The organism is Haladaptatus litoreus, from assembly GCF_900156425.1.
In the GTDB taxonomy this organism is placed as follows: domain Archaea; phylum Halobacteriota; class Halobacteria; order Halobacteriales; family Haladaptataceae; genus Haladaptatus; species Haladaptatus litoreus.
Genome location: NZ_FTNO01000002.1, coordinates 44,699 through 68,641, shown reverse-complemented (window position 1 = coordinate 68,641; position 23,943 = coordinate 44,699). Strand labels below are relative to the sequence as shown.

Below are 23,943 nucleotides of genomic sequence, written 5' to 3'. Positions count from 1 at the left end.
TGCTCCCACGAACCGAGAGTGGATTCGACAGTAAGGAAAAGCATCGAAATGCGCGCATTTTCACACCCGCTTTCGAAGGGGTTGCCTATCCCGACTATGTTCGGTCTGACTTGCTTTACGCGCATAATTACGAAATAGCGGACGACAGTTGTTCCGATGAATGGGGTCATCGAGCGACGGAACGACCAGACGAAACTATCTCCGAGTTGCCAGCGTCGCGCTGGCAACCGCAGTTGCGGGATGTGACGGCATCTCGGAACCGAGCAAACAATCCGTTCTCGCCCCGTATCGCAATCGATTCGAAACCATCGTAGACCTCGGGCGAACGGACGCGGATAGCACTGGTGCCGAGAAAGTCGATGGAATAGTTAGCGAACTAGTAAGTAACGGGACACTACTTTACTTCCCACCCGGCACGTACCGACTCTCGAACCTCGACCTCTCCGGCTATTCGAACTGTGGACTTATCGGAAATCGGGCAACCCTGCTGGTTCCACCGTCAGAACAAGGAAACTGGATTTACGGGGAATCGGTTCGCAACCTTCTGTTCGACGGGTTTACGCTCGACTACACGGCACCGACTTCCGCCCCAGTCGTCGCGTTCTCGGTCGCTGGCCGAAAGAACGTCCTGCGAAATCTGACGTTCGAGGGAAGCCGCGAAGCGTATCCACGCAGTGCCCTTGAACTTGAAGTCCCCGAGCGGTCTGCGTCACTGCTCGTCGATTCGCTCGACATGCGCGGCGGGTCACGCAACGGAAACGCGATTTTCACGCACACGGGAGATGGGTCACTGAAGTTCGTGGACTGCCGCATCGAACACTGGGCGGAGGGACTCTACGCTTCCCCACACTCCGGCCCGTTAGTGATTCGCGGCGGAACCTACGCGAACAACGGCATCGACCAGATTCGAATCGGCGGCGGAACCAGCGGTGCACGGGTGGAAAACGCGACTGTTAGGGTCGATAACCCAAAAAATCCGAAGGCAAAGCCGAACATGCGCGGCATTTGGTTGGAGGAAGGAACAAACGCGGTCATTGACAATTGCACGGTCGAAATTACGGATTTGACCGGAACGTACAGTTCGGGCGGAATCGTGGTCGAAAAGCAGTTCGGGAGCGCAAAAATTAGGAATACGACGATTCAGACGAACCAGAGCGTCCCGGCCATCAACATCCGCACGCCAACCACCGAATACGACCCGGAAACGATGCCGAGCATGAATCGGCTTCCGTCGAACACTCACGTCAGTTGTGAAAACGTCTCGATGTACGGGACTGCTCCAGAGGGAACCGCTGTCTTGCTCGCGGGACGAGACGGATGCCGATTCGAAGAGATTTCCGTTCAGCACCATTTCGGAAATCGGGATGGAATTACGATCAAGGACGGTCGGGGGACGGAAATTCACGACGCTCGACTGCGGGTTCGCGGGACGCCAATCGTCGCGCCGGGTTCGACGCCGACGACGCGAAATATAAAGACGGGCGGAATCGGTTCGCTGTCGCAGTTGGGCGAATCGGTGTACGATTCGATTTAACGTGGTGTTCTTTCGTGAAGAGATGAGTTGGAAATCGAACCGAGATTGGCGTTTCTGTCAGTTTTCGAGTCGGTCAGCACAGAATCCGGACACCTTGTTGGCGGCGTGGGAAGTAAAGGAGTGGTCGGAAAGTGGCGGTACCGAGAACTGGCAGACGCTTGCGTCCGGAATCCGCTCGGTGCCGTTCGTCGTCAATGACGGAACCGGAGAGATACGGGTGGACATCGGCGACCGCGTAGATGATGGAACCGACTGGTTGCCGAACGAGAGGGCGATTGCGAACAACGGAACCGCAGTCGATGACCTCACGTGCATCTTCAAGGACTGGCCCGTAACCGAAGTCGGAGCCGAATCGGAGACACCACAATACATCCGCGAGTTCATCACCGGCGAGAGTAGCGTCGGCGAGCAGTCCGGGTCGATTACGAACCTCGTCGATGTCGGCAACAGTCACGGCGACCGCCGATATTACGAGCAAACGCTCTCTCCCGGTGACGACATCTACCTCCTTGGAAACGTCCACGCCGAAAGAGGAGCGACGACGCCGCTTCAGGCAGACGACGCCGTCATCGAGCCCGTTGACGGCGAGCGGTTCGTCATCTCCGACCGAGACGAGGACGAGTTGACTAACGAACTGAGCGGAAACTATCGTCGTTCGCTCGCTCTCAGTGGTGGGTTAGTCGTGCTTGGAATCGGTCTCATCATCGCCACAGCCCTGTCGATTGTTTGAACGAGTGCTTTTGATGGGCTGTAACCTTCCGACGGGGGAAAATGAAGTTGGATTCCTCAGTCCGTCGTCCGCTCCTCGCTCTCCAACTCATCCATCGAAACCCCATCCGGCACGTACTCCTTAAATTTCCGGATAATCGAGCGGGCTTCGTCCAGTTCCACACCGCCGATTGCCCGAACCAGTGCCACTGCGCGCTGGACTTTCGCCTGATGGAACGACTGCTCGCGGGATTCGTAGGTTCGCACCGCGCGCAGGAAGTCGATTTTCGAGAACTCGGGCCAGTAGGGCGTACAGAAGAAGACGGCGGCTTCGTTACCGTTGGCGTGCCACGGGAGGAAGTTGCTGGTGCGCTCGTCGCCGCCGGTTCGGATGATGAGATCGACGTCGCGGAGTGGTCGGTCGTAGAGCCGCGATTCGATGGTTTCCACTGAAATATCCGTCGGGGAAAGGTCACCGGATTCGACTTCGTGGGCCACGTCGCGGGCCGCGCCGAGGAGTTCGTTTCGGCCGCCGTATGCCAGCGCGATGTTGAGGACGAAGTTGTCGTAGTCGCGCGTCTGTCCCTCGGCGTAGTCCACTGCTTTTCGGACGCGGGCGGGGAGTTCCGCTACGTCACCGATAGCGCGGATGCAGACGCCGCTGTCGTGGACGCGCTCCGCGTCGGCGAACTCGTACAGTTTGTTCTCCAGTAGGTCGAACAGGGCCTCTCGCTCGTGTTCGGGACGCTCGAAATTCTCGGTCGAGAAGGCGTACAGCGTCAGTTCCTCGACGCCGATGTCCTCACACCAGTCGAGGACGCGCTCGGTCGTTTCCGCGCCTTCGCGGTGACCATCTGAGGCCTCTCCCCCCTGTTTCGTGGCGTAGCGCCGGTTTCCGTCTTGAATGACTGCGACGTGGGTAGGAGCGCCCGAGATGGTTCGCCGCAGATGTCGCTCGTACGCTGTTTCCAACTGTCGCCGAACCCGCGTCAACATCGTCTTGTTCTTTCTCACTCACCCAACTGGTATCAGCCTTGTCTTCCGGACGACACCAATGCTGTTCATTTGCAATGGGGCATGCTCACAATGTGCACGATGACTTGCATACCTTTTTAACTATAGAATCACTCTGGGAGAATGCAATGGCGAAAGGTACGGTTGACTTCTTCAACGAGACCGGTGGTTACGGATTTATTGAAACAGACGACGAAGACGAAGACGTTTTCTTCCACATGGAAGACGTTGGCGGCCCAGACCTCGAAGAGGGCCAAGAAGTCGAGTTCGACATCGAACAGGCTGACAAAGGTCCACGCGCGACCAACGTCACGCGCCTGTAAGACGGTATCGGAAGCGATTACTTCTCGCGGGAGTTCACACTGCCGCGCGAAAACCACGATTTTTGAGCGGTGTCTGTGGTCGTGAGCCACGCAAGCAACCGTAGGTCGTATAACGTCGGCCGCATACCATCGAATATGGACAGCGTCATCGACGACGACCTCTATCGACGTACGCAACAACTGCTGGAACCGGGCGAGATAGAACTCAACGGGGCCATTGTTCACTCCGACCTCGGGAGCGATGCGGACATCGAGATGCACCAAGCCTGCGTGGACATCGGCGACGTTATCGCCGAAAATGCGGGTCACGACCCGAAAGACACCTACGTCTACTCCGGCACCGACGACACCGATTTCTCCTCGAACCAACATCAAGGGCTGACACTCGACGGCGAGGAGTTTGTCTGGGAGTGCCAACAACTGCTCCGTAACGGCACGTTCGACGTGGTGTTTTACTACGAAGCAAGCGCCGACCAACAGGGAATTTTGGACGGTATCCGCGACCTCGGTTTCGAAGTTACAGGCGTCGAAGGATAGAAATTATAGTTGCTAGACGACCGACCGTCTGCGGCAATACGGCGGCGAGTCAGAAGCATTTACATATGGCCCATTCTAACGGTCTGATACAAAGACTGGGAGCGTTTCGTATGAACTGTATATTCTCTTTCCGCCGGAGGCAAAAGCTGTGACGGGGAGCGGCGGCGTTATCTCTGGCGTTCGCGTCTCCCACGACCGGGCGTCTCTTGACGACGTTGCGACAGCTTGTCACACCGACCAGCAGGCGGTCGTCGCTCGACTCGTCGAGGAACCCGGCGTCTCGGAGGCGTTCGCGCTGCAGACGTGTAACCGGTTCGAGGCGTACATCGTCACCGACACGCCGACCGCTGGTGCGGCCGTCCTCGCGGAGTTTGCACCCGATGTCGAAGACCACGCGGTCGTCACGATGGGCCACGAAGAGAGCCTTCGCCACCTCCTCCGCGTCACGGCAGGATTGGAATCCATCGTCCTCGGCGAAGACCAGATTATCGGGCAGGTTCGCAGTGCGTACAAATCCGCGCGAGCAATCGGCGCTATCGGGCCGATGCTCGAAGAGGCGCTCATGAAGGCGATTCACGTCGGCGAGCGCGCTCGCACGGAGACGGCAATCAACGAGGGTGTCGTCTCCATCGGCAGTGCCGCGGTCGCGCTCGCAGACGAACAGCGCGACTTGGACGGCGCGACGGCGCTCGTCGTCGGCGCGGGCGAGATGGGAACCATCACGGCCCACGCGCTGGCCGACGCCGAAATCGAGACGCTCATCGTCGCCAACCGCTCGATTGAGCGAGCGGAAACGGTCGCGGAGGAAATCGAGCTACTGGACGCTCGTGCGGTCGGATTGGAAGCACTTCCGGCCTGTCTTCCTCGCACGGATGTCGTCGTCACGGCGACCGGAAGCGACGGGCACGTCCTTGACACAGACCTGCTCTCGGACTGTGGCGAAACGCTGGTCGTGGACATCGCACAACCGCGGGACGTCTCGCCCGCGGTGGCCGCGCTGGACGGCGTTACTGTACACGACATGGCCGCGCTGGAATCCGTAACGGACGAAACCCGAAGCAGACGACGCGCCGCTGCCGAATCGGTCGAGACGATGGTCGACCGCGAGTTCGAGAACCTGCTCGAACAGTACAAACGAAAGCGCGCGGACGAAGCCATCGCCGCAATGTACGAGGGTGCGGAGCGAGTGAAAGAGCGCGAACTACAGACCGCACTCGCCCGACTTGAGTCGCAGGGCATGGACGAAGACCAGCGGGCCGTCGTGGAATCCATGGCCGACGCGTTGGTTTCTCAACTGCTCGCGCCGCCGACGAAGAGTCTGCGAGACGCGGCGGCGAAGGACGACTGGACGACGATCAACACCGCGCTTCAACTGTTCGACCCCGAGTTCGGTGACGAACCACCTGCGTTCATCGCGAACCAACTCGAATCTGCCGCGGACGACTGACTTCCCTATTGTGGCGAACATACCACACAGGCGGCAAACGCTTTTATCTTAATTCCAACCGTCCGGTTCCGTATGGCAGACTTGCTTTCCGACGACGAGGTTCAGACGCGAATGCCGAGCGGTTGGGAGCGCGAGGGCGACGAAATCACCCGCACCTACGAGTTCGACGACTATCTCAAAGGTGTCGCGTTCGCCTCCGAAGTCGGCGAAATCTCCGAGGAGGAGTTCCACCATCCGGAAATCATCATCGGTTATAAAGAGGTCGAGGTGCGCCTGACCAGCCACGAGGAGGGTGGAATCACCACCAAGGACGTGGACATGGCGGAGCGATTCGACGACGTTCGCTGATGGACGCCCGCTACGTCTTCGCGGTTCGATTCCGCCTCGAACCGACCGTCTCCGGCCTCTCGCTCGAACCGCGGGAGTTCGAAACCCGAATGTCCCGGCAGGCCGACCCGCCGGGCGAGGACGGTTGGCTGTTCTTCCGCGACAACCTCTGGCGCGGCGACATCGGCGATGAGCGGTATTTCCGCGACTTGACGAGCGATGCTCTCGGCGTTCCGGTGACGAGTGTTGACTTCCGTGCCTTCGAAACGGACGAAGAATACTACGACGCCCTGAAAGCCGAGATTGCGACGAATTTGGAGGATTTCAAGGCCGACTCGGTTTCCGAAGTGATTTCGAAATACCTCGGCAGTTCCGTCGAAGTCGAGTACTAGCGTGAATCGCGGACACTGATTTTCTTGTGAATCTTGTGTGGTGATAAGTTTCGAATGTGGGTGGTGTCGTTTTGATGGTTGCAATTCCGACTCCAAGCCACGCCCTCACTCGTCACTCGCTCCTTCCAGTCGCTCGTTTCTCGCGTCGCCCGTCGCCACGGAAAGAGACACGCTCTTTCCGTGGCGACGGGCGAGCGAACAAGAGAACGAGTAGCGAAGCTACGAGTGAGCGGTTGAGTGACGACGATTTGGAGTCGGCATCTGCAACTGTCGTGTCACCACGAACTGTTTCATCAGAGAGAAAGTGGACACTTGGCAGTCGAAGTCCTCACGACAAAATCACTTTTCGCCACACCGTTTTCGAAACCAGTCCACGAACTGCCTTACAAATCCTTAATCGCCATAACGGCGTCTTCGAGTTCCGGGGCGTCGAAAAAGTCGCGGCCGACGTAGGCGTTGGCACCTGCGGCGTACAGGTCGTGGGCGGCGGTCAGCACGTCGTCCGGGAGCGGTTGCGGTTGTTCCTCGCAGAGCGATTTCCAGTCGGCGATGTCCTGTTTTTTCGCGCGTTCTTTCGCGTCGTACACTGCATCGACCCATTTTTCCTGTTCGCGCTTGTGATACTGCCGGATGAACTCCTTGCTCACTTGCTGGCCGTAGAAGGTGAAGCGATTTTCGTCGAACGTGCCGACCACGTCGCCGACCCGGATCTCGCCGTCGTAGTAGAGACATTCGATTTTCCCGTCCTCGTGGACGAGATCGGCTTCCGCGGCCTGTCGGGTGATAATGTCGTTTACCTCGTGGGCGAGGTCTACGAGGGTTTCGACGCTGGCCTTTCCGGCGATTGTGTCGGCCTCCCGCCGGGAGAGGTAGCGGTCTTCTTCCTCGTATTTCGTGGAGAACTCGACCACCGGCTTTTCCAGTTGTACCGCGCCCTCGGGCCACTCCGGGAAGTCGAGGCCGTGGTCTGCGGGTTTGGTACGGCGGCGAAGGCTCGAACCGACCGGGACGCTGTTCCGGAAGACGATTTCGAGCGGGATGAGGTAGTTGTCGTCGGCCCCGCTGTGGAACAGGTCGTAGTCGTAGTTTCGCCCCTCGCGTGGGAGGTTGGGAACCTGCGTGAGGTCGATTGCCATCTCTGTCGGTGGCGAGGTTGCATCCGCGAGTGGGACGACTTCGCCATCGGAAACGACGCCCCGGTAGTGGGTCGGAATCCCCTCGTCTTCGAGCAGTTCGAAGTTGAACGCCCCCATGGTGCAGAGGCTCGCGCCTTTGTCCGCGATTTCGTCGGGCATCTTGCCCCAGTCGAACACCGAGTAGTCGTCAGTAAAGACGAACGAGCCGCGTCCGAGGGAGTCCGGCGTCGGTTCGCGCTCGACCCGGAACTCCTTCACACTCGTCATGGTATGTGGTCTGCCGTCCCCGGACTAAGAAGTTTCCATCCTCGTGCTGAAATGAGCCGACATGTGACCGAACAATATACATACTCGTGCGATGGATTCTGCCGTGACCCACCGCTTTTTCACGGTCGAACTGGATGAAGGCCTATGGCTAACGTGCGCGCGGAGAGCAACGTTCCGCGGGGGCAGTTCGGATTCGAACACGTCCCCGAAACCGACCAGTCGTTCGAGAACGCGCTCGAAAAAGCGCGAACCGGCGAGCGCCTGACGGTTGCAGACGGCGTCGAGCTGTTGACGACCGGCACCAATTCGCCCGGCATCGACATCGGGAGGAAAGAGCGAGTGCTGGAGGTCGCAGACCGGCGCAGGGAGGAGATGGTCGGCGACTGCGTCACCTTCGTTGCCAACCTGAACAACAACGTCACGACGGCCTGCAACACCGGCTGTCTGTTCTGCAATTTCAAGAATACGGCACAGAACTTCGAAGTCGGTGCTGGCGAACACGGCGGATTCACGAAGACGCCCGAAGAGTCGCGCGAAATCGTGTCTGACGCACGTGACCGCGGAATCTACGAAGTCACCTCCGTGAGCGGACTCCACCCCGGAATCATCTTGGACGAAGAACACCGCGAAATCCTCGAAGCGAGCGACCGCGGCGATTTGAACTACAAATCGCCCGACGCCTACGAAATCGACCCGCGAACCTACGTCGAACACCTTCGGGCGATGAACCTTCCCGGGATTCACGTCCACTCGATGACGCCGGAAGAAGCGTACCACGCCCGGCGCGGAACGAACTGGGAGTACGAAGAAGTGTTCCGAAAACTGCAATCGGCGGGCCTCGCAAGCGTGCCGGGAACCGCCGCCGAAATTCTGGTGGACGAAGTTCGTCGCGTCATCTGCCCCGGCAAAATCGACACGAACGAGTGGCTGGAATCGATGGAGGCCGCCGCCAGCGTCGGACTCGACATGACCGCGACCATCATGTACGGCCACGTCGAAAACGAGATGCACCGCGTCATGCACTTAGAGCGCGTTCGCGACCTTCAAGACCGGACGGGGACGATAACGGAGTTCGTTCCCCTCTCGTTCGTCCATCAAAACACGCCGCTGTACGAGCGCGGCATGGTCGATGCTGGCGCGACCACGCACGAAGACGAACTGATGATTGCGGTTTCTCGACTCTTCCTCGACAACATCGACAACATCCAATCCTCGTGGGTGAAGTACGGCGACGCACAGGGATTGAAAATGCTCTCCTGTGGCGCGAACGACTTCATGGGAACCATCCTTTCCGAAGAAATCACGAAACGCGCAGGCGGCGAGTTCGGCGAGTTCCGCTCGTTCGAGGAGTACGTCGAGATGATAACTGCAATCGGTCGAACGCCCGCGGAGCGTTCGACCGACTACCGCCAGATTCGACCCATCGACCCCGACGATTCGCCGTTTGGGCCGGATCTCGGCCCGTGTGCCGACGGGTCGCCACTGCTCCGGTAATCTTCCTACTGAAAGTCAGCTTACGTGAGGATTTCGAAGCGCGCGCAGTCCTCGCCGGTTTCTACAGAACGTATTTCCCATCCATGTGCTTCCGTGATGCTCCGGACGATTGCGAGACCGAATCCGGTGCCCCCGTCCGTCGTCGAATAGCCGTGTTCGAACACGGTTGCGTGGTCGTCCGACGGAATCCCCGGGCCGTCGTCCGCGACGAAAAAGCCATCCTCGTCTTCGAGCGGGCCGACGGTGACCGTTGCGTCCGACCCGGCGTGTTCGATGGCGTTCCGGAACAGGTTTTCGAGCAGTTCGCAGAGTCGGCCCTCGTCGGCATCGACGACTGCGAGTGAGTCGTCCAGATACAGTTCCGCGGTTTCCGTCGAAACCATCGCCCACGCGTGTTTCACGACGCGGGTCAGCGAGACCGCGCCCGTTTCGCTGACGACCTTTCCTTGTTGTGCCAGCGCGAGTACGTCTTCGATGAGCGCTTCCATCCGGTCGAGCGCCCGCTGAATCGGCGGGATGTGGTGGCTGTCGTACTCCGCCTGTAGCAAGTCGAGCCGTCCGGTGGCGACGTTGAGCGGATTTCGCAGGTCGTGAGAGATGACGCTCGCGAACTCGTCCAGTCGTTCGTTCTGCCGTTCGAGTTTTCGCTCGCGCTGTTTCTGTACCGTGATGTCGGTGTAGATGGTGAACCCTTCGCTGCTGTCGCCGACCTGCACGGGGGCGGTGTGAAGGAGGAAATCCCGAACACCGTCCTCGGTCTGTCTGCCGATTTCCTCGCCTTCGATTCTGATTCCTTCTTTGACGCGCTCGTTGATTCTCCGTGCTTCATTTTCCTTGCCCGAGGGGACGAGGAAATCGTCCATCGGGCGGTCAACGATGGACTCTACGTCCCAACCGAACGCGTCTTCGAACGCGGGATTCACGTCGCGCACGACCGGTTCTCCCTCGTCGAAAACGTAGCTCACGGTCGCATTCGGGACGTTGTCGAAGAGGGCGGCAAATCGGTCGATTTCGGCGCGGAGTTCCTCTTCGAACTGAATCCGTTTCAGCGCTTGCGTGATGTGCGTCACGAGCAGTTCCGCGAGTTCGAGGTCGTCTTCGTCGAACCCGCCGACTTCTTTCGAAACGGCCTGAAACACGCCGACGTCTCCGATTGGAATGCTAACCGCGGATTGGTACGTGGCCTCTGCCGGTGCATAGCCCGCTTCGTGAAGGTCTGTGACGAGTCGGGAGGTTTGATTCCGTGCGGTTTCCGCCGCGAGGTTTTCGTCCGCGTCGAGCGGCGTTCCCTCGTAGTAGCCGTCGGTCGGCGATTTCGTGGAGACGGCTTTCGGGACGAGCAGTCCGTCTTCGATGGCGTCCGCGGCACAGATGTCGAATTCGAGAATTTCCTTCGCAGCCTCGATGGCGAGGTCGTAAATCTCCTCGTCGCTGGTGCAGGTGACGACACGGGCGGCGATGTCGTGTAAATCCTCGATTTTCCCCTTCGCCTCCCGAATCTCCGCCTCCATCTCCTTGCGCTCTGTGATGTCTTGGAAGTAGACCGAAAGCCCGTCCTCGGCCGGATACACGCGCTCTTCGACCCACTTTCCGGGGCGAAACACCGACTTCGCTTCGAGCGTGACCGGTTCCTGTTTTTCGAACGCCCGCTGGTAGGCGTCGTACAGTCGCTCGCCACCTTTCTTCGGAAAGAGTTCGCGGAGGTCTTCGCCGATGAGGTCGTCCTGCGAATAGCCGAGGAACTCCGCGGCGCGCTGGTTGATGTAAGTCACCTTCCAGTCGTTGTCGATGGCGAAAAAGGCGTCCGTGATTCGCTGGAACATCCGTAGCATCTGCCGGTTCGCTTCGATGGCCTCCGCCTCGGCTCGATGCTGTGCCACGGCGTTTTCGATTCGGTTGGCCAGCATCTCGTACTGCTCCGACCCGCCCACTTTCTGGAGGTAATCCGTGACGCCCGCGGAAATCGCCTCGCTGGCGATTTCCTCGCTTCCTTTTCCGGTAAAGAGGATGAACGGCAGATTCGATTCGACGGCGCGAACCGACTCCAAGAACTCCAACCCGTTCGTCTCCGGCATGTCGTAATCGCTGACGATGCAGTCGATTCGTTCCGCATCGAGCGCGGCTAATCCCTCACCGGGGGTCGCTTTTCGAACGGCCGTAATCCGGTCGCTCACTCGTTCGAGATACGTCGCCGTCAAATCCGCCACGTCTGCGTCGTCATCGACAAGCAACACTCGTATCCTGTCGGCCATACGTTGACGATTACATCTGTTCGAAGGGGGGATAAAATCACTGTGATTGATATTCATGTGGATTATTTTTTGAAATGAAATAATCCTCGTTCAAACTATATGTTGTATTTCGTGTGTCTCCGATACCGATATTTAGAAATTCGTATAATCACATCAAAAATGATTAAAATACATCTCGTCGTCAGAACTGGTCGTCGATTAGCGACTGTCGATCTCCCACTCCCATCGGTTCGGCGCGAAATTCGGGCGGTGCCTGCACGATGCCTGTCGGTGGTGCCTCACCGCCAGCCATCGACTGCATTCCGCCGACTCCTTCGACTGCCCGAAACTCCGGCGGTGCCTGTACGGTCTGCGTTATCTGACCCGTCGAACTGTACTCCGTGGAAACCGTCTCGTCGGATTCGATGATGAGGCGCATGGATTAGCTGAACCACGAGTATTTCGCGGTGAAGTGCGTGTTGTAGTTCGAAACGTTCCGGAACTGGATGTGCCACGTGATGCTGTTGGTAGTCGCGCGCTCGGGCCACACCGTCGTCTGAATCTGGCCTCTGGGATTGTCCGGGACGACCCAGTATTTCAGCGCGTATTTGTCGGCCCAACCTTCGTGAAGCCAGTGCTGGGTTTCACCCGCGCCGATGTGGCCGCTGAATCCGTGAACCAACCCGGACGCGCCCTGGATTTCCAGTTCGCCCGCCTGCGCACTCATCCCCGCTTGCGGTTCCTGCATCGACTGCCCCATCGGTTCGGCCCCGTACTGGCTCTGTCCACCGGTCATCTGTTGTGGGGGCTGTCCTCCCATTCCGGTACCTTGCAGGCTACCTCCCTGCTGACTGCCGCCCTGCCCACTGATTTCTCGCTGGCCACCCATTCCGCCACTTCCTCGCCGACCAGCCATGCCACGCTGTCCGGTACCCTGTTGCGTTCGCTGTCGCCGTTCTATCGGTTCGAGCGTCCCGTGTTCGTCTTGGACGGTGTTCATTGGAACCCCGAGCGTGATTCTGTCGCTTCCGGCGAACAGCAGGTCGCTCGCGTAGAAGCCGTCCTGCTTTTGCCGACCGATGAGGCTGCCGCTGTCGCCGCCCGCGCTCATCGCGGTGAACACGTCGAGTCCCTCGAACGCTAGCACGCCGCCGTACTCCGGCCCGTAGTTGACGTTTGCCGTGACGTTTCGCGCGAGGAGTTCGCCGTTCGTTACGCCCGTCGTTCGGCCGCTCTTGAAGTGCGGTTCGTCGTATCTCGCGTTAGCCCATCCTTTGAGGTCGGGGAGACCGAGAATGTCGGTTTTGACGAGTTCGTCGTCGATGCGAACCAGCGCACTGTCCGATTCGTTGCGGTTGTCTTTCGACAGTTCCGACCACTCCAACACCGTTCCGACTTGGTCTTCCGGATTTTGGCCGTTGTCCGCTCTGCCGGGTTGGAGGACGGAATCGCCGCGTTTGACGCCCGGCGGTGCCGCGACGTGGGCGTTCGTTAGGAACACTGTTTCGTCGTCTTGGGTCAGAAGCGGCGGCGACCCGAGTGTTCCCGCGGTTATCTCCGGATGCCCAATCGAAACGCCCGCCGGTGCCGGTCGCCACCTGTCGCGTCGCGTCTGGGCGGCTCTGAGGGCGGCTTGCCCCTCACCGCCGACTTCGCGCGTGGACTGTTGTCCCTGCCGTCCCATTTGGCCCTGTTGTCGCATCTGCGACTGTCCCATCTGGGTTGGGGATTGCTGTCCGCCGGTCTGAGTCGGTTGGAACTGCGCATACAGTTCTCCGGACTCGATGACGTCTGTTTTGACTTCTTGTTCTTCTTCTTCGTCCTCGACTTGGACGGTAACCGTACTCGGAACGAGGTCGTCGTCGGAGAGTTCTTCTTTCGGTAGTTTCTCCTTGACGAAGACGATAATCGCCTCCTCGCCGGTCTTCCCATCGTCTGTGCGCTTCGGGCCGATGCCGAGCGCGACGACGTTTTGTTTCGATTCGAGTTCTTCTCGAAGGTCTTCTGGAATTTCGTTCTGCATGGAATCCCCCGAATGGACGTGGCAACTTCTCCTTCAATAGTTATTGGCCATCCAACTCTTTTCGTGGCGGTTGGAAATCTCTGTTACACCATTCGCGAGTCTCTCTAACACGACAATGAAGAGCCGAATCGTGGGTAATTAACACCCGATTACATTTCGTTAGCCTTCCACGGCAATGAGGTCGCTTTGTCGAACACACATCTCAACGAGAGGTGTACTGACGCTCGACACGACCAACCACGTTTCTCCTTCTTCTTCGTATCGGTTCGTTATCACGAATCCATCAGTTCTGGTGTGCCTACCGCTCGCGTTTCTAAAACCGACATCGTTTCTATCGTCGCTGTACCCGTTCACAGTAGGGCGAATGGACGGTTTCGGTTTAACCTTTCTCTGGGGTTGCCCGACAGGATGGGGATTGATAGCATACTATCCTCGAAATCGTTTCCAGAAACCTTCACTTTCAGCCGGGAAATTGCGGTATCGGTGCGTTAAACCCTCAAAACCGAACGTTACAAGGCAAACAGCCCGTGCTTAGCGCGGTATCGACTCGGTGAGAACTGACTGGTATCGTTCGCCCGTCTCGCCGCCGGAGTCGATAGCTCGTCGAATCCGGTCGGACAGCCATGTTTCATCATCGGAATCGTCGTCGAGGAATCGCCGGTACACCGGTAGACGCTCACGAAGCGGGACTCCCGCCTCCTCCGCGATGTCTTCCAGTTCCCGTAGCGCGGGCCACGCGTAGTCCGGATTGATGTAATCGTCCGTAACCGGTGAGACACCGCCCAAATCGTCCACCCCGCAGTCGAGCAGTTCGCGCGTCGGCGAGAGGTTCGGCGGCACCTGCACGGAAATTTCCTCCGGGAGCGCCGCCCGGGCCATCGAAACCACCCGTCGCATCGTTTCGACTGAGGGTTGCTCGAACTGCGACCGTTCGTTCGGCACGACATTCTGGACGATGATTTCTTGGATGTGCCCGTATCGCTCGTGCAACTTGCGAATCGCCAGCAGACTCTCGGCTCTGTCGCGCCAGTCCTCGCCGATGCCGACGAGCAGACCCGTCGTGAACGGAACGCCCAACTCGCCCGCGGTTCGAATCGTGGCGAGTCGCTGGCCGGGATTTTTCTGCCGCGGGCCAGCGTGCGCCGCTACGTCCGCCGTCGTCTCCAGCATCACGCCCATGCTGGCGTTTACGTCCGCGACGAGTTCCATCTGTTCCGGCGTCTGGTCGCCCGGATTCGAGTGTGGGAGTAAGCCCTCTTCCAGCGCGAGTTCGCACACCTCGCGGAGGTACGAATGGATGGAATCGTGGCCCCACTCCGCAAGTTGGTCGTGGACCTGCGTGTAGCGGCCGTCCGGGTCGTCGCCGAAGGTGAACAGGGCTTCCGTACAGCCCGCGTCAAAGCCCATTCGGACTATTTCGCGGACTTCCTCGGGCGACAGCAGGGAGGCCTCCCCCGGCGGGTCGAAGTAGGTGCAGTAGGTGCAGGTGTACCGACAAGCCGTGGTGAGGGGAATGAAGACGTTCTTCGCGTAGGTGAGCGAGTTTGCAGATTCCACGTCCCCGGGGGTGACGGCAAGCAGTCGGTCGATTTCCGCCTCGTCGAACGTGATGTCGATGTCGTACTCGTCGGCCCCCGAAATCATTGGGTGGGTGTTGGTGGTGTGGGTAAAAGTTCGTTTGGAAGTCGGATGTCAAGACTCATAGTGTAGCTTTATTCGTATTTTCTTGTGACGTTCTCTCGGCTATTGGTTTACTTCTGTATCGGTAGCAGTTGCCGACTCCACTGAAACCGCACCCCGTCCTCCCCAACCTCCTCGCTCCTTCGTCGCTCGTCCCTCGCGCGGGCGAACCGGAGGTTCGCCTTCGCGCGCCGTGTGGTTCGTTTGGTTTTCACGAGTTTTCACGAATGTGGCGCGTGCGTTGGCAGACCTGAGGACGTTCCGAAGGTCTGCCAACTATCACGCGAAGGACGACTGAACGAACGCAGTGAGTAAGGGAGTCGGTTGGGGAGGATGTAGGTGCGGTCATGTATTGTCGTGACTCCCTAGCGGCACCGACACCGAAATAATTCGCCCGTCGTTCGTCTCGTCGCGGTGGCGATTTCAGTGGAGTTGGCAGTACTCAACGACACGATTGAAAACGAATCGGTCGCTCGGTAGCGATTTTGTCGAACCCAAATCTTCAAGCCGCCTAGATTTCAACACAAAACAACGAATGTCTCCTCCCGACGACGCCTCTCCCCCGCGAACTACTCCACTGGCTCAGAACCACCGAGGACGAACCGGTCGCTATCGTCCGCGACGTCCTCACGACGGCGATGTGGGCGGTCGGAATCGGTCTACTCCTGTTCGCTATCAGCGGCGTCTGGCCGCCGATGGTCGCCGTGGAAAGCGGCAGTATGGAACCGCAGATGGAGCGCGGCGACCTCATCTTCGTGATGGAAGAAGGCCGACTCGCGGGTGACGGCTCCCACGGCGACACGGGCGTCGTGACCTACCGCGCCGGGCAGAACTCCGGCTATTCGGAGTTCAACCAACCGGGTGACGTGATAATCTTCGAGCCGAATGGCGACGGGCAGGCGGTGCCGATTATCCACCGCGCGATGTTCTGGGTGGACGAAGGCGAGAACTGGTACGACGAAGCCAACCCCGACTACGTTGGCACCGCGACCAACTGCGAGCAGTTGACCAACTGCCCGGCCCCGCACGCCGGATTCATCACGAAGGGCGACAACAACGGCGGGTACGACCAAGCCAGCTTCGGCGCACACACTGCCCCCGTCAAACCGTCGTGGGTCGTCGGCAAGGCAAAGCTCAAAATTCCGTGGCTCGGCCACGTTCGACTCCAGTTCGGCATCGCCACGCCGCCGGAACTGCTGGAAGCAGAAACCCATCCCGTAACGAATTCGGCTCCGAACTCGACCGATTCGACCATCAATTCGATAGCAGTCTCGGCGTAGCGTTCGGCTTACGGATTTCCTACTATCCTTTTCCGTCTCGACTCGCTTCCACCCTGCCTTCGGTCACCGAAAGCGAAAAGCCAGCCTCTCGAAGCCACTGGCACGCCGACCCGTCGCTATGTATCAGCACCTCCGCGAGGTCGCTCGATTCGTCCACGTCGGTCGCCAGTCGGTGTGAATCCACTTCGGTAACTGAGGCCCTCACATCGCCCGCGATTCGGAGATGGTCGAGGTAGGAGGTTCCGTGATAATCCACCCGAAAGTCGGGGTGGCGAGAGACGAGCGCGTTCGTCCCGCCGCCGCGACCCGGCGCAAGCACCACGTCGTCTGGGGTGGAAAAGAGTCGTTCCAGCGTGTCGGGTGTCGCCAGCGCGAGGTCGGCCATCACGATTGCGGTGTCTTTCTGCTCTGCCAGCACGTCGTTCACGGCGGGCGTCAGCGGTCTGGAATCGACTGTCTGGGGTGCATCAACGTCGATTGAACTGGTGGTGAGTACCCGTGGTTCCCGCCCTGTCGCACGAATCGCAGATAACACATCTTCGAGCATCGCCAGCGAAAACTCCCGGCGTTCGTCGGGCGCGAGGACGTCGGCCAATCGCGTCTTCGGGTCGGTCGCCGAGAACGGCACCACCACCTGCATGGCCGCATCTACTCGGTTGTCGTGTTAAGGGGTTGCGAAAACAGCGTCGCGGAAAATCGAAAAGTCAGTAACGTTACCGCAGTCGGTTCGTGTTCGTCTGCTGGGAACGGTACCAGAACCCAGCGCCGCCGATGACGACAAGGCCGACGACGGCGATGCCGCCGTACAGCAGCAGTTTGTTCGTCTGTGCCGACGCGTTGGCGTCTTCGGACGCCGAGTTGGCGCTTTCTTCCGCTTGCCCGGCGATGTCAACGGCGTTACCGAAGTTGCCCGCTTCGTAGGCGGAGATTGCGTTTTCGACGCGGTTTTCCGCGTCACTCGTGTCTGCACCGCCCGGTGCGCTGTCGATTGCATCCTCCGCGTCAGCGATTGCGGTTCGCGCTTTCGAACTGTCCTCCGTGTGGTGGTTCGCGCTCCACGTCTGGATTTCGTCGCTGTTGCCGCCATCTCGGGTCTGGCTCAGCGTGGCGAACGCGAACTCCTGTTGTGGGTCGTAGGTGAAGTTCTCGATTTCGGGCACGGTGCCGGACACCTTCACTACGGCCTCGCTCGCGTCACTGTCGAGCGCGAGCGAGTGGTTGAACGACTGGCCGTCGTAGGACTCCTTTGCCTTCTGATTTCCGGCTTGGTCGTAGGTCGTCACCGTCCACGTGACGTCCGTGAGTTCGGTTTCACCGTTGAGCGTCCATTCCTCGTAATCGCTGTAGAGGTCGGTCAGCGTCAGTTCCGCGCTCACTTCGTCTCCCACTTTCGCGTCGTCCGGCACACCCTGTGCGTCGGTCGAAATCGCCGCGGCAGGGGCGACTGCCGAAAGTGCCAGCGTGACGACGAGGAGGAGTGCTGTCAGCTTAGAACAGCGGGTCGAGTTCATCCTCATCATCCTCGACGAGACTTTCGAGATTCGTCTCGCTCTCCTGTCGAATGTCGTCTATGTTGTCCTGTGCCTCGATGGCGACCTGTTGGAGTTCCTTGATTCGTGGCACGTTCGTCACTCCCGAGAGGAGGACGACGCTGGCCACGTTGGGTTCCTTGACGGGGTAGTCGCCACCGCGAACTTCCATACTGCCGGTCTGCTCCTCCAGCCATTTCCGCCCGCGCTCTATCCCTTTGCGGTTCAGATGCTCCGAGGGACCGCTCATGACGAGCAGTGCGCGTTCGGTTCCCTGAATCTCACACGGGAGCGTCAGGCGGCCGAGCGCCGCCTTCCGCACGAGGTTGGTGATTCGATTCGTCGTGTGTGCGGTGTCCTCACCCGTCCCACCGCCGCCGTTTCCGGTGAATCGGGACAGCAGACCGCCGGAGTTCTGCATCTCGACTTCCTCGGCGGCGTAGCCGATTGTCGAGACGCCGCCACCGGCGAGCGTGTTGATGATTTCGCTGGAGTCAACGACGCTCTCTGCAACGTCGTCGCCGCCACCGATTTCACCTGCTCCGAAGAGGATGCCGAATCGCGTGACGATTTCCTCGTTGATTTCGGAGTAGCCGCTCTGGACGCTCTCGCCCGACTGGCGCCACGAGTCGTTGTCGAACACCATCAGGTTGTCCACTTCACGGACGAACGTCTGGAACGAGCGCGCCGCGTTGAGGGTGTAGATGCCACCCTCGTCGCCGCCGGGGAGGATGCCGAGTCCGTAGACGGGTTCGGTGTAGATGCGTTTCAGGTGTTTTGCGATGACTGGTGCGCCGCCGCTTCCTGAACCGCCGCCCATTCCGGCGATGATGAGGAAGGCATCGACCTCGTGAACAGGGATGTTGTCGATAGCTCCCTGCACTTCGTCGATGTCCTCTTCGGCGATTTCCGCGCCGAGTTCGTTGTCCGCACCCACGCCGTGACCTTTGACGCGGGACTGTCCGATGAGCACCCGGTTTTCCTCCGGAACGTGCTGTAGGCCCATGAGGTCAGCGCGGGCGGTGTTGACCGCGACGGCGGCGCGCACGATGCCGCTCTGTGTTCGCTGGTCGTATTCCAGGAACTTGTCAACGATTTTTCCGCCTGCCTGACCGAATCCGATCATCGCGAGTTTCATTTTTCGGTACCGTTCTCCGTTGAGAGAACACCAGAACCAAATACCGTATAAACCTTGTGGTGTTTGGTGTCTTACTTATAAGAGAGTCCCAGCAGTAAACGCCTTGAGGCGGTATTTTATCAGATCTTTGGTAATCTAATAGACAGTATGCAGACATCCCCTCTTTAAGTCTGGATATGTCCATCACTCCGGGGTTATTAAGTGTGGATATGTGCAAAAATGATGCCCGTCTATCATGAATGCGCGCGCCTCACCCGCGTTCAAATCAGCGTCGTTTCATTTCGTTTTCACGCCGAGATACTCTGCCAGTGTCGTCAGCGAACTGGACTCCACACCGAACGCCGTCACATCGTTTTCCCGAACCGTGTTGTCGAACTGTAACGACCGGTACTGGTCGCCACCCATCGGCACGCCCGGAATCGTCCCGCCGATTTTCAGTCCGACTCCCGCGAGTGCCATCGGAACTGAAACGACCGTCACGGGTTGGCCTTCCGCCCGACGGACGAGTTTCGCTACCTCCGCCAGCGTCAACACCTCCGGCCCGCCGATTTCGTAGAGTTCGCCGTCGTGCGACTCGTCCAACCCGTCGGCCAGCATCGGGGCAAAGTCGCCTATCCAAATCGGTTGGAAACGCGTCTTTCCGCCACCGGGAAGCGGCGCGAGATACGGCGGCGTGAGTTTTTTCGTAAACGAGAGAAACTCGCTTTCGTCGCCGAACACGATCGACGGCCGGAAAATCGTCCATCGGAGGTCGGAACTTTTCACTAGTTCTTCCGCTTGCCCTTTCGCTCGAATGTACTCCGTCGGCCCGGTCGGGTCTGCACCCAACGCGCTCATCTGCACGATTTTTTCGACGCCGTGTTTCTCGGCGGCCTGCACGATGTTCTGGGTTCCCCCAAGGTGGACGCTCATGTGCGTCACCCCTCGTGGGGGCTTGAACAGAGGCGAGAGCGCGACGAGATTGACGACCGCGTCCTGATTCTCGAACGCGCTCTCGATGGACGCGAGCGCGGTGACGTCGCCCATCGCTCGGTTGACGCCGTCCGGAAAATTCGCCTCGTCCGGACTTCGCGCGAGTGCGGTCACCTCGTGGCCTCGGTCGTGTAGTTCGCGGATGAGATTCCGTCCGATGAATCCGGTACCACCGGTCACGAGAACATTCATACTCCAGATATGTACGCGATTGTAGGTAAGCCTATCTGCCACGAAATCCGTCTGCTACGAAACCTGCAACGTTTTACCCACCAACCCGAACGTCCTCCTATGCTGATAACGCTGGAGGGACTGGACGGAAGCGGCAAAACGACCGTCTGGGAGGTTCTCCACGAGGAATTTTCCGACGCGGTGTTCACCCGCGAACCGACGAACTCGTGGTACGGTGAAGCCGTCAATCGCTCTATCGAGGACGACGACGCGGATTCTATCGCCGAACTGTTCTTGTACACCGCAGACCACGCGGCCCACCTCTCGAACACGATTCGTCCCGCGCTCGCAGAGGACGAACTCGTCATCTCCGACCGATATTCGGACTCCCGCTACGCCTACCAAGCAGTCGCGTTGGAGGGCCACGTCACCCGACCCATGGAGTACATCATCGGCGTCCACAAACCGTGGACGCGCCCGCCGGACTGCACCATCTATCTCGACGTTGACCCCGAAACCGGCGCGGCGCGAAGCGGCGCGACGAACAAGTTCGAACAGGCCGGTTTCCTCGCGCAAGTCCAGTCGAACTACGAACGCCTGATGGACGCGGAACCCGGTCGATTCGTTCGCGTGGACGCCACGCAGTCGCCGGAAGCGGTCATCGACAGCGTCGTCTCCACTATCGAGCGTGTCACGAACAACGCGGACGAATCGGGCCTCCACTCGGACGAGTAGTTTTCAGCCCCGGGGTCGTATAGCGACCATGGCAGACCGGGACGACGATTCGGGATTCAGCTTCACGCTTCCCCCGATGCGCCTTCCACCGGTGACGTTCCCCGACCGGGTTCGACTCATCGTGCCCGTTTTCGAGCGCCCGAAGGAGCCAGACAAATCGACGCGACTCCGCGTCCGCCTCCGGACACTCGTCGCCTTTCTGCTCCTCTTCGATGTCGTCGATGCCCTGCTGGTTCTGCAAGGGTCGCCAGCGCCGTGGTTCCGCGCCGTCGTCGGAACTGTGCTGATGACAATCGTGGCTGGCCCCATCGGTTCGGTTTATCTCTGGGAAGGATTTGCGGTGTTCGCAGGAATAGGGTGGCTGGCAGTCGCGCCGTCAGCGACTCTGTTGTTGTTCGCGCGACTCCTTCGGTAGGTCGATTTCCTCGGGCGGAGGCATCCAGAACAGGTCGATGGACAGGCCGAGCGTGAACGGAAGCACCCAGATGAGGATGAGGGCCGTATTCGTGTCTTGCAGGCCGCTCCCCCCGAGTCCGACTGCGCCGCTCAACAGGAGCGTCGTGGCGACGTAGACGAGGGGAACCAGCAAGAGGGAGTACACCACCGCCCCCCACTTCGTCGAGAGACGAAGGCGGAAAAAGCGGATGACAACCGCTGTGATGACGGTGTTGATGATGATGATGACGAGGAAACCGAGCGCCGTGGCGGCCGAAACCATATCGGCAATAGGATGTCAGTGCTCTTTTGCGTACCGGATATCGTCCAAGGTTGGTTTCTCGATTGTCAAGGTTGTTACTGTACGGAGGACGGTACGCTTTCGTTTCAACAGCATTGTTTGTGGAAACGAAACGGTTGCAAATCACGACCTCAAACCATGCCCTCACCCAGTCAGTCGCTCGTGGCAAAGCCACTCGCTCTTCCTGCGTTCGCCCGTTGCCACAGGAAGAAACGAGTTCTTCCCTGCTGGTTACGAACGCTCCGCGTTCGTCACATCCGAAAAATCTCTGATTTTTCAGGACATCGAAATCGCTCTGCGATTTCGAGACACCAGGAACCGCAAAGGGCCGAGGGCGACTGCCCTCGGCCCTCAAGAGATTTCGCGACTTTCCACCGTAACTCGACAGGACGAGTTTCCGGGAAAAACGGCCGACGAATTTGGGTTGGCCGGGCGCGCGAACGCGCCCGGCCCTCGGCGGCCTTGGAGGCAACGGGCGAGCGAGGAGTGAGCGACTGCAAGGAGCGAATGACGAGCGAGGGCGTGGCGTATCGCCGTGACCTCTGTGGTTGTTTCATCGTTACAAGCGATTGTATTGCAGGAAGGGCGTGACCTACAGACGTGATTTGGAATCAGCGCAATCCAGTTTCTCTCTTCTGACCCTCCGAAATCTCGTTTCTCTCTTCTGACTTTTCTCAAAACGAATCTTTCACGTCGCAACAAGGTTTACGCCGGAATACTCCCTTCCATCCAGTATGGCAATCACTGCCCGCGACCTCATGACGACCGAAGTGGAAACGGTCGCCCCGGACGACGAAATTAGCGAGGTGTTGACCCGTCTCGCCCGCGCGGAGTTCAACGGCTTTCCGGTCGCGGAGGATGGAAAACTGGTCGGAATCGTCACCCAACACGACCTCGTTCACATCTTTCAACCGAGCGACCGAACGTTGTGGATTCCGATTGGCCTGCCGCCGTTTCTCGAAAGCATCGAATACGGATTCGACCTCTCGTGGGACGGTCTCGACACCAGTCTCGGACTCGTGAAGAACGCGCGAAAGCCAATCAGCGAAATCATGACCGAGAACGTGGTGACGGTCACGCCGGACGACGAGTTAGACCACATCCTCGACCTGTTGGCCGATGCCGAGTCGGACATCAATCGACTGCCGGTGCTCGAAAACGACGTTCTCGTCGGAATCATCGCGCGGCAGGACGTGATTCGGGCGATTCGTGACCAGCGTCGTGCCACAAACTGACACCGAAAGACGCCCCCCGATATAGTCTACCGAACCCGGCACTGAACGGGGGTTTTCGAAAGCTACTCCCCGGCAGGAAAGAGATGTCGTACAGTGACCCGGTACAGAAATGCAGTGCTATTCGTTCTTCTCGCCGCAGTTTGGGGCTCTGCGTTCATGGCCATCAAGGTCGGTCTGGAGTACTTCCCGCCTGTCCTGTTCGCGGCTATCCGCTACGACGTGGCGGGCGTGCTGATGCTCGCCTACGCCATCTACGCGACCGACCGATGGCTTCCGCGCACCTCCGGCGAATGGAAACTCGTCTTCGTCGGCGGCGCGCTAATGATTGCGGGCTATCACGCCTTCCTCTTCGTCGGTGAACTGGAGACGACGAGCGCCGTCGCCGCGATTATCGTCAGCCTTTCCCCAGTTCTGACGACCGGTTTCGCGCGCGTGTTCCTTCCCAGCGAGCGACTCGAACCGTCCGGAATCGCTGGGCTCCTCCTCGGACTCGTCGGCGTTGCGATACTGAGCCAACCGAATCCGAACGACCTGCTCGCGGACGATTTCGTCGGTAAAATCCTCGTCCTGTTGGCGGCCCTGTCGTTCGCCCTCGGAAGCGTCCTCTCGCGGCGAATCGACGCCGACCTCCCCATCGAGACGATGGAAGCGTGGTCGATGGTACTCGGCGCGCTCATGATGCACGGAATCAGTATCGCCCGCCCGAGCGAATCATTCACCATGGTTCGGTGGACGCCAGAGGCAATCCTCGCACTGGTCTACCTCTCGATTGCCGCCAGCGCGATTGGATTTCTGGTGTACTTCGACCTGCTGGAGCGACTCGGCCCAATCGAAATCAACCTCGTCTCCTACGTCGCGCCGATTTTCGCGGCAATCTCCGGATTTTTCTTCCTCGACGAGACCATCACACCGATTACCGCGCTCGGCTTTCTCGTCATCTTCGCGGGATTCTGTCTACTGAAGCGCCGCGCGATTTCCCGGGAACTCCCGCGGATTACCGGCGTGTTCTCGTCGGGTCGGTGAGAGCATCAACG

At 59.3% G+C, this 23,943-nt stretch carries 25 protein-coding genes; 13 read left to right on the top strand and 12 right to left on the bottom strand.

Annotated elements, in window-relative coordinates; all coding sequences use genetic code 11:
- Nucleotides 1-160 precede the first annotated feature (160 nt).
- Together BW974_RS11375 and BW974_RS11370 are read left to right on the top strand one after the other, a co-directional pair.
- Complete coding sequence (locus BW974_RS11375; protein WP_076430414.1) at nucleotides 161-1,534, top strand: right-handed parallel beta-helix repeat-containing protein; 1,374 nt, start codon at nucleotides 161-163, stop codon at nucleotides 1,532-1,534.
- A 22-nt stretch (nucleotides 1,535-1,556) separates the two neighbouring features.
- Entirely contained in the window at nucleotides 1,557-2,264 is a 708-nt protein-coding gene (locus BW974_RS11370) for a GIDE domain-containing protein (protein ID WP_139328864.1), read from the top strand.
- A gap of 56 nt (nucleotides 2,265-2,320) precedes the next feature.
- Here the strand turns inward: BW974_RS11370 and uppS are convergent, their stop codons facing one another.
- Nucleotides 2,321-3,238 (bottom strand): polyprenyl diphosphate synthase, encoded by a 918-nt coding sequence (gene uppS / locus BW974_RS11365; protein ID WP_076430412.1) that lies wholly within the window; start codon nucleotides 3,236-3,238, stop codon nucleotides 2,321-2,323.
- A gap of 146 nt (nucleotides 3,239-3,384) precedes the next feature.
- On the opposite strand from uppS, the gene BW974_RS11360 reads away from it, so the two are divergent.
- The 5 genes from BW974_RS11360 to lwrS all read left to right on the top strand — a co-directional run bounded on the left by BW974_RS11360 (nucleotide 3,385) and on the right by lwrS (nucleotide 6,282).
- Nucleotides 3,385-3,579: a cold-shock protein gene (locus BW974_RS11360; RefSeq protein ID WP_049969619.1), complete on the top strand. Its 195-nt coding sequence runs from the start codon at nucleotides 3,385-3,387 to the stop codon at nucleotides 3,577-3,579.
- A 135-nt stretch (nucleotides 3,580-3,714) separates the two neighbouring features.
- Nucleotides 3,715-4,116, top strand: a complete 402-nt coding sequence (locus BW974_RS11355) for a DUF5778 family protein (protein WP_076430411.1) — start codon at nucleotides 3,715-3,717, stop codon at nucleotides 4,114-4,116.
- Nucleotides 4,117-4,264: 148 nt separating this feature from the next.
- Nucleotides 4,265-5,563 carry a glutamyl-tRNA reductase gene (gene hemA / locus BW974_RS11350; RefSeq protein WP_076430410.1) on the top strand — a complete coding sequence of 433 codons (1,299 nt, stop codon included), beginning with the start codon at nucleotides 4,265-4,267 and terminating at the stop codon, nucleotides 5,561-5,563.
- 72 nt (nucleotides 5,564-5,635) lie between these two features.
- A complete protein-coding gene (locus BW974_RS11345; RefSeq protein WP_076430409.1) occupies nucleotides 5,636-5,911 on the top strand; it encodes a 4a-hydroxytetrahydrobiopterin dehydratase in 276 nt (91 codons plus the stop codon).
- Nucleotides 5,911-6,282 (top strand): LWR-salt protein, encoded by a 372-nt coding sequence (gene lwrS / locus BW974_RS11340; protein WP_076430408.1) that lies wholly within the window; start codon nucleotides 5,911-5,913, stop codon nucleotides 6,280-6,282. The genes BW974_RS11345 and lwrS overlap by 1 nt, the downstream gene beginning before the upstream one ends.
- A gap of 383 nt (nucleotides 6,283-6,665) precedes the next feature.
- On the opposite strand, the gene BW974_RS11335 is transcribed toward lwrS, so the two are convergent.
- Nucleotides 6,666-7,685: a phosphoribosylaminoimidazolesuccinocarboxamide synthase gene (locus tag BW974_RS11335; protein ID WP_076430407.1), complete on the bottom strand. Its 1,020-nt coding sequence runs from the start codon at nucleotides 7,683-7,685 to the stop codon at nucleotides 6,666-6,668.
- A gap of 144 nt (nucleotides 7,686-7,829) precedes the next feature.
- Here BW974_RS11335 and cofH point away from each other — a divergent pair, with 144 nt between their 5' ends.
- Entirely contained in the window at nucleotides 7,830-9,179 is a 1,350-nt protein-coding gene (gene cofH, locus BW974_RS11330) for a 7,8-didemethyl-8-hydroxy-5-deazariboflavin synthase subunit CofH (protein WP_076430406.1), read from the top strand.
- Nucleotides 9,180-9,199: 20 nt separating this feature from the next.
- Here the strand turns inward: cofH and BW974_RS11325 are convergent, their stop codons facing one another.
- The 5 genes from BW974_RS11325 to cofG all read right to left on the bottom strand — a co-directional run bounded on the left by BW974_RS11325 (nucleotide 9,200) and on the right by cofG (nucleotide 15,077).
- Nucleotides 9,200-11,431 carry a PAS domain S-box protein gene (locus BW974_RS11325; RefSeq protein WP_076430405.1) on the bottom strand — a complete coding sequence of 744 codons (2,232 nt, stop codon included), beginning with the start codon at nucleotides 11,429-11,431 and terminating at the stop codon, nucleotides 9,200-9,202.
- A 181-nt stretch (nucleotides 11,432-11,612) separates the two neighbouring features.
- Nucleotides 11,613-11,849 (bottom strand): hypothetical protein, encoded by a 237-nt coding sequence (locus tag BW974_RS11320; protein ID WP_076430404.1) that lies wholly within the window; start codon nucleotides 11,847-11,849, stop codon nucleotides 11,613-11,615.
- A gap of 3 nt (nucleotides 11,850-11,852) precedes the next feature.
- The gene (locus BW974_RS11315; RefSeq protein WP_076430403.1) at nucleotides 11,853-13,433 is read right to left on the bottom strand and encodes a chymotrypsin family serine protease; all 1,581 of its coding nucleotides are present in this window, start codon (nucleotides 13,431-13,433) and stop codon (nucleotides 11,853-11,855) included.
- Nucleotides 13,434-13,592: 159 nt separating this feature from the next.
- The gene (locus BW974_RS11310; RefSeq protein WP_076430402.1) at nucleotides 13,593-13,787 is read right to left on the bottom strand and encodes a hypothetical protein; all 195 of its coding nucleotides are present in this window, start codon (nucleotides 13,785-13,787) and stop codon (nucleotides 13,593-13,595) included.
- 177 nt (nucleotides 13,788-13,964) lie between these two features.
- Complete coding sequence (cofG, locus tag BW974_RS11305) at nucleotides 13,965-15,077, bottom strand: 7,8-didemethyl-8-hydroxy-5-deazariboflavin synthase subunit CofG (protein ID WP_076430401.1); 1,113 nt, start codon at nucleotides 15,075-15,077, stop codon at nucleotides 13,965-13,967.
- 674 nt (nucleotides 15,078-15,751) lie between these two features.
- Between cofG and BW974_RS11300 the strand changes: the two genes are divergently transcribed.
- Nucleotides 15,752-16,393 carry a S26 family signal peptidase gene (locus tag BW974_RS11300; protein ID WP_139328863.1) on the top strand — a complete coding sequence of 214 codons (642 nt, stop codon included), beginning with the start codon at nucleotides 15,752-15,754 and terminating at the stop codon, nucleotides 16,391-16,393.
- A 22-nt stretch (nucleotides 16,394-16,415) separates the two neighbouring features.
- Here BW974_RS11300 and cofC read toward each other — a convergent pair whose 3' ends face one another.
- The 4 genes from cofC to BW974_RS11280 form a co-directional block, all read right to left on the bottom strand.
- Complete coding sequence (cofC, locus tag BW974_RS11295; protein WP_076430399.1) at nucleotides 16,416-17,033, bottom strand: 2-phospho-L-lactate guanylyltransferase; 618 nt, start codon at nucleotides 17,031-17,033, stop codon at nucleotides 16,416-16,418.
- A 73-nt stretch (nucleotides 17,034-17,106) separates the two neighbouring features.
- A complete protein-coding gene (locus BW974_RS11290) occupies nucleotides 17,107-17,904 on the bottom strand; it encodes a hypothetical protein (RefSeq protein ID WP_084186259.1) in 798 nt (265 codons plus the stop codon).
- Complete coding sequence (locus tag BW974_RS11285; protein WP_076430397.1) at nucleotides 17,882-19,060, bottom strand: tubulin/FtsZ family protein; 1,179 nt, start codon at nucleotides 19,058-19,060, stop codon at nucleotides 17,882-17,884. Before BW974_RS11285 ends, BW974_RS11290 begins: the two co-directional genes overlap by 23 nt.
- 276 nt (nucleotides 19,061-19,336) lie before the next feature.
- Nucleotides 19,337-20,224: a complex I NDUFA9 subunit family protein gene (locus tag BW974_RS11280; protein WP_076430396.1), complete on the bottom strand. Its 888-nt coding sequence runs from the start codon at nucleotides 20,222-20,224 to the stop codon at nucleotides 19,337-19,339.
- A 99-nt stretch (nucleotides 20,225-20,323) separates the two neighbouring features.
- Between BW974_RS11280 and tmk the strand changes: the two genes are divergently transcribed.
- Nucleotides 20,324-20,938 (top strand): dTMP kinase, encoded by a 615-nt coding sequence (gene tmk, locus BW974_RS11275; RefSeq protein ID WP_076430395.1) that lies wholly within the window; start codon nucleotides 20,324-20,326, stop codon nucleotides 20,936-20,938.
- 28 nt (nucleotides 20,939-20,966) lie between these two features.
- Nucleotides 20,967-21,353: a hypothetical protein gene (locus tag BW974_RS11270; RefSeq protein ID WP_076430394.1), complete on the top strand. Its 387-nt coding sequence runs from the start codon at nucleotides 20,967-20,969 to the stop codon at nucleotides 21,351-21,353.
- Here the strand turns inward: BW974_RS11270 and BW974_RS11265 are convergent.
- The gene (locus BW974_RS11265) at nucleotides 21,315-21,656 is read right to left on the bottom strand and encodes a DUF7991 family protein (protein WP_076430393.1); all 342 of its coding nucleotides are present in this window, start codon (nucleotides 21,654-21,656) and stop codon (nucleotides 21,315-21,317) included. The genes BW974_RS11270 and BW974_RS11265 overlap by 39 nt on opposite strands.
- A 752-nt stretch (nucleotides 21,657-22,408) precedes the next feature.
- Between BW974_RS11265 and BW974_RS11260 the strand changes: the two genes are divergently transcribed.
- Together BW974_RS11260 and BW974_RS11255 are read left to right on the top strand one after the other, a co-directional pair.
- On the top strand, nucleotides 22,409-22,909 hold the full coding sequence (locus BW974_RS11260) for a CBS domain-containing protein (protein WP_076430392.1): 501 nt from the start codon (nucleotides 22,409-22,411) through the stop codon (nucleotides 22,907-22,909).
- Nucleotides 22,910-23,002: 93 nt separating this feature from the next.
- A complete protein-coding gene (locus BW974_RS11255) occupies nucleotides 23,003-23,932 on the top strand; it encodes a DMT family transporter (protein ID WP_076430391.1) in 930 nt (309 codons plus the stop codon).
- The last annotated feature ends 11 nt before the right edge of the window (nucleotides 23,933-23,943 follow it).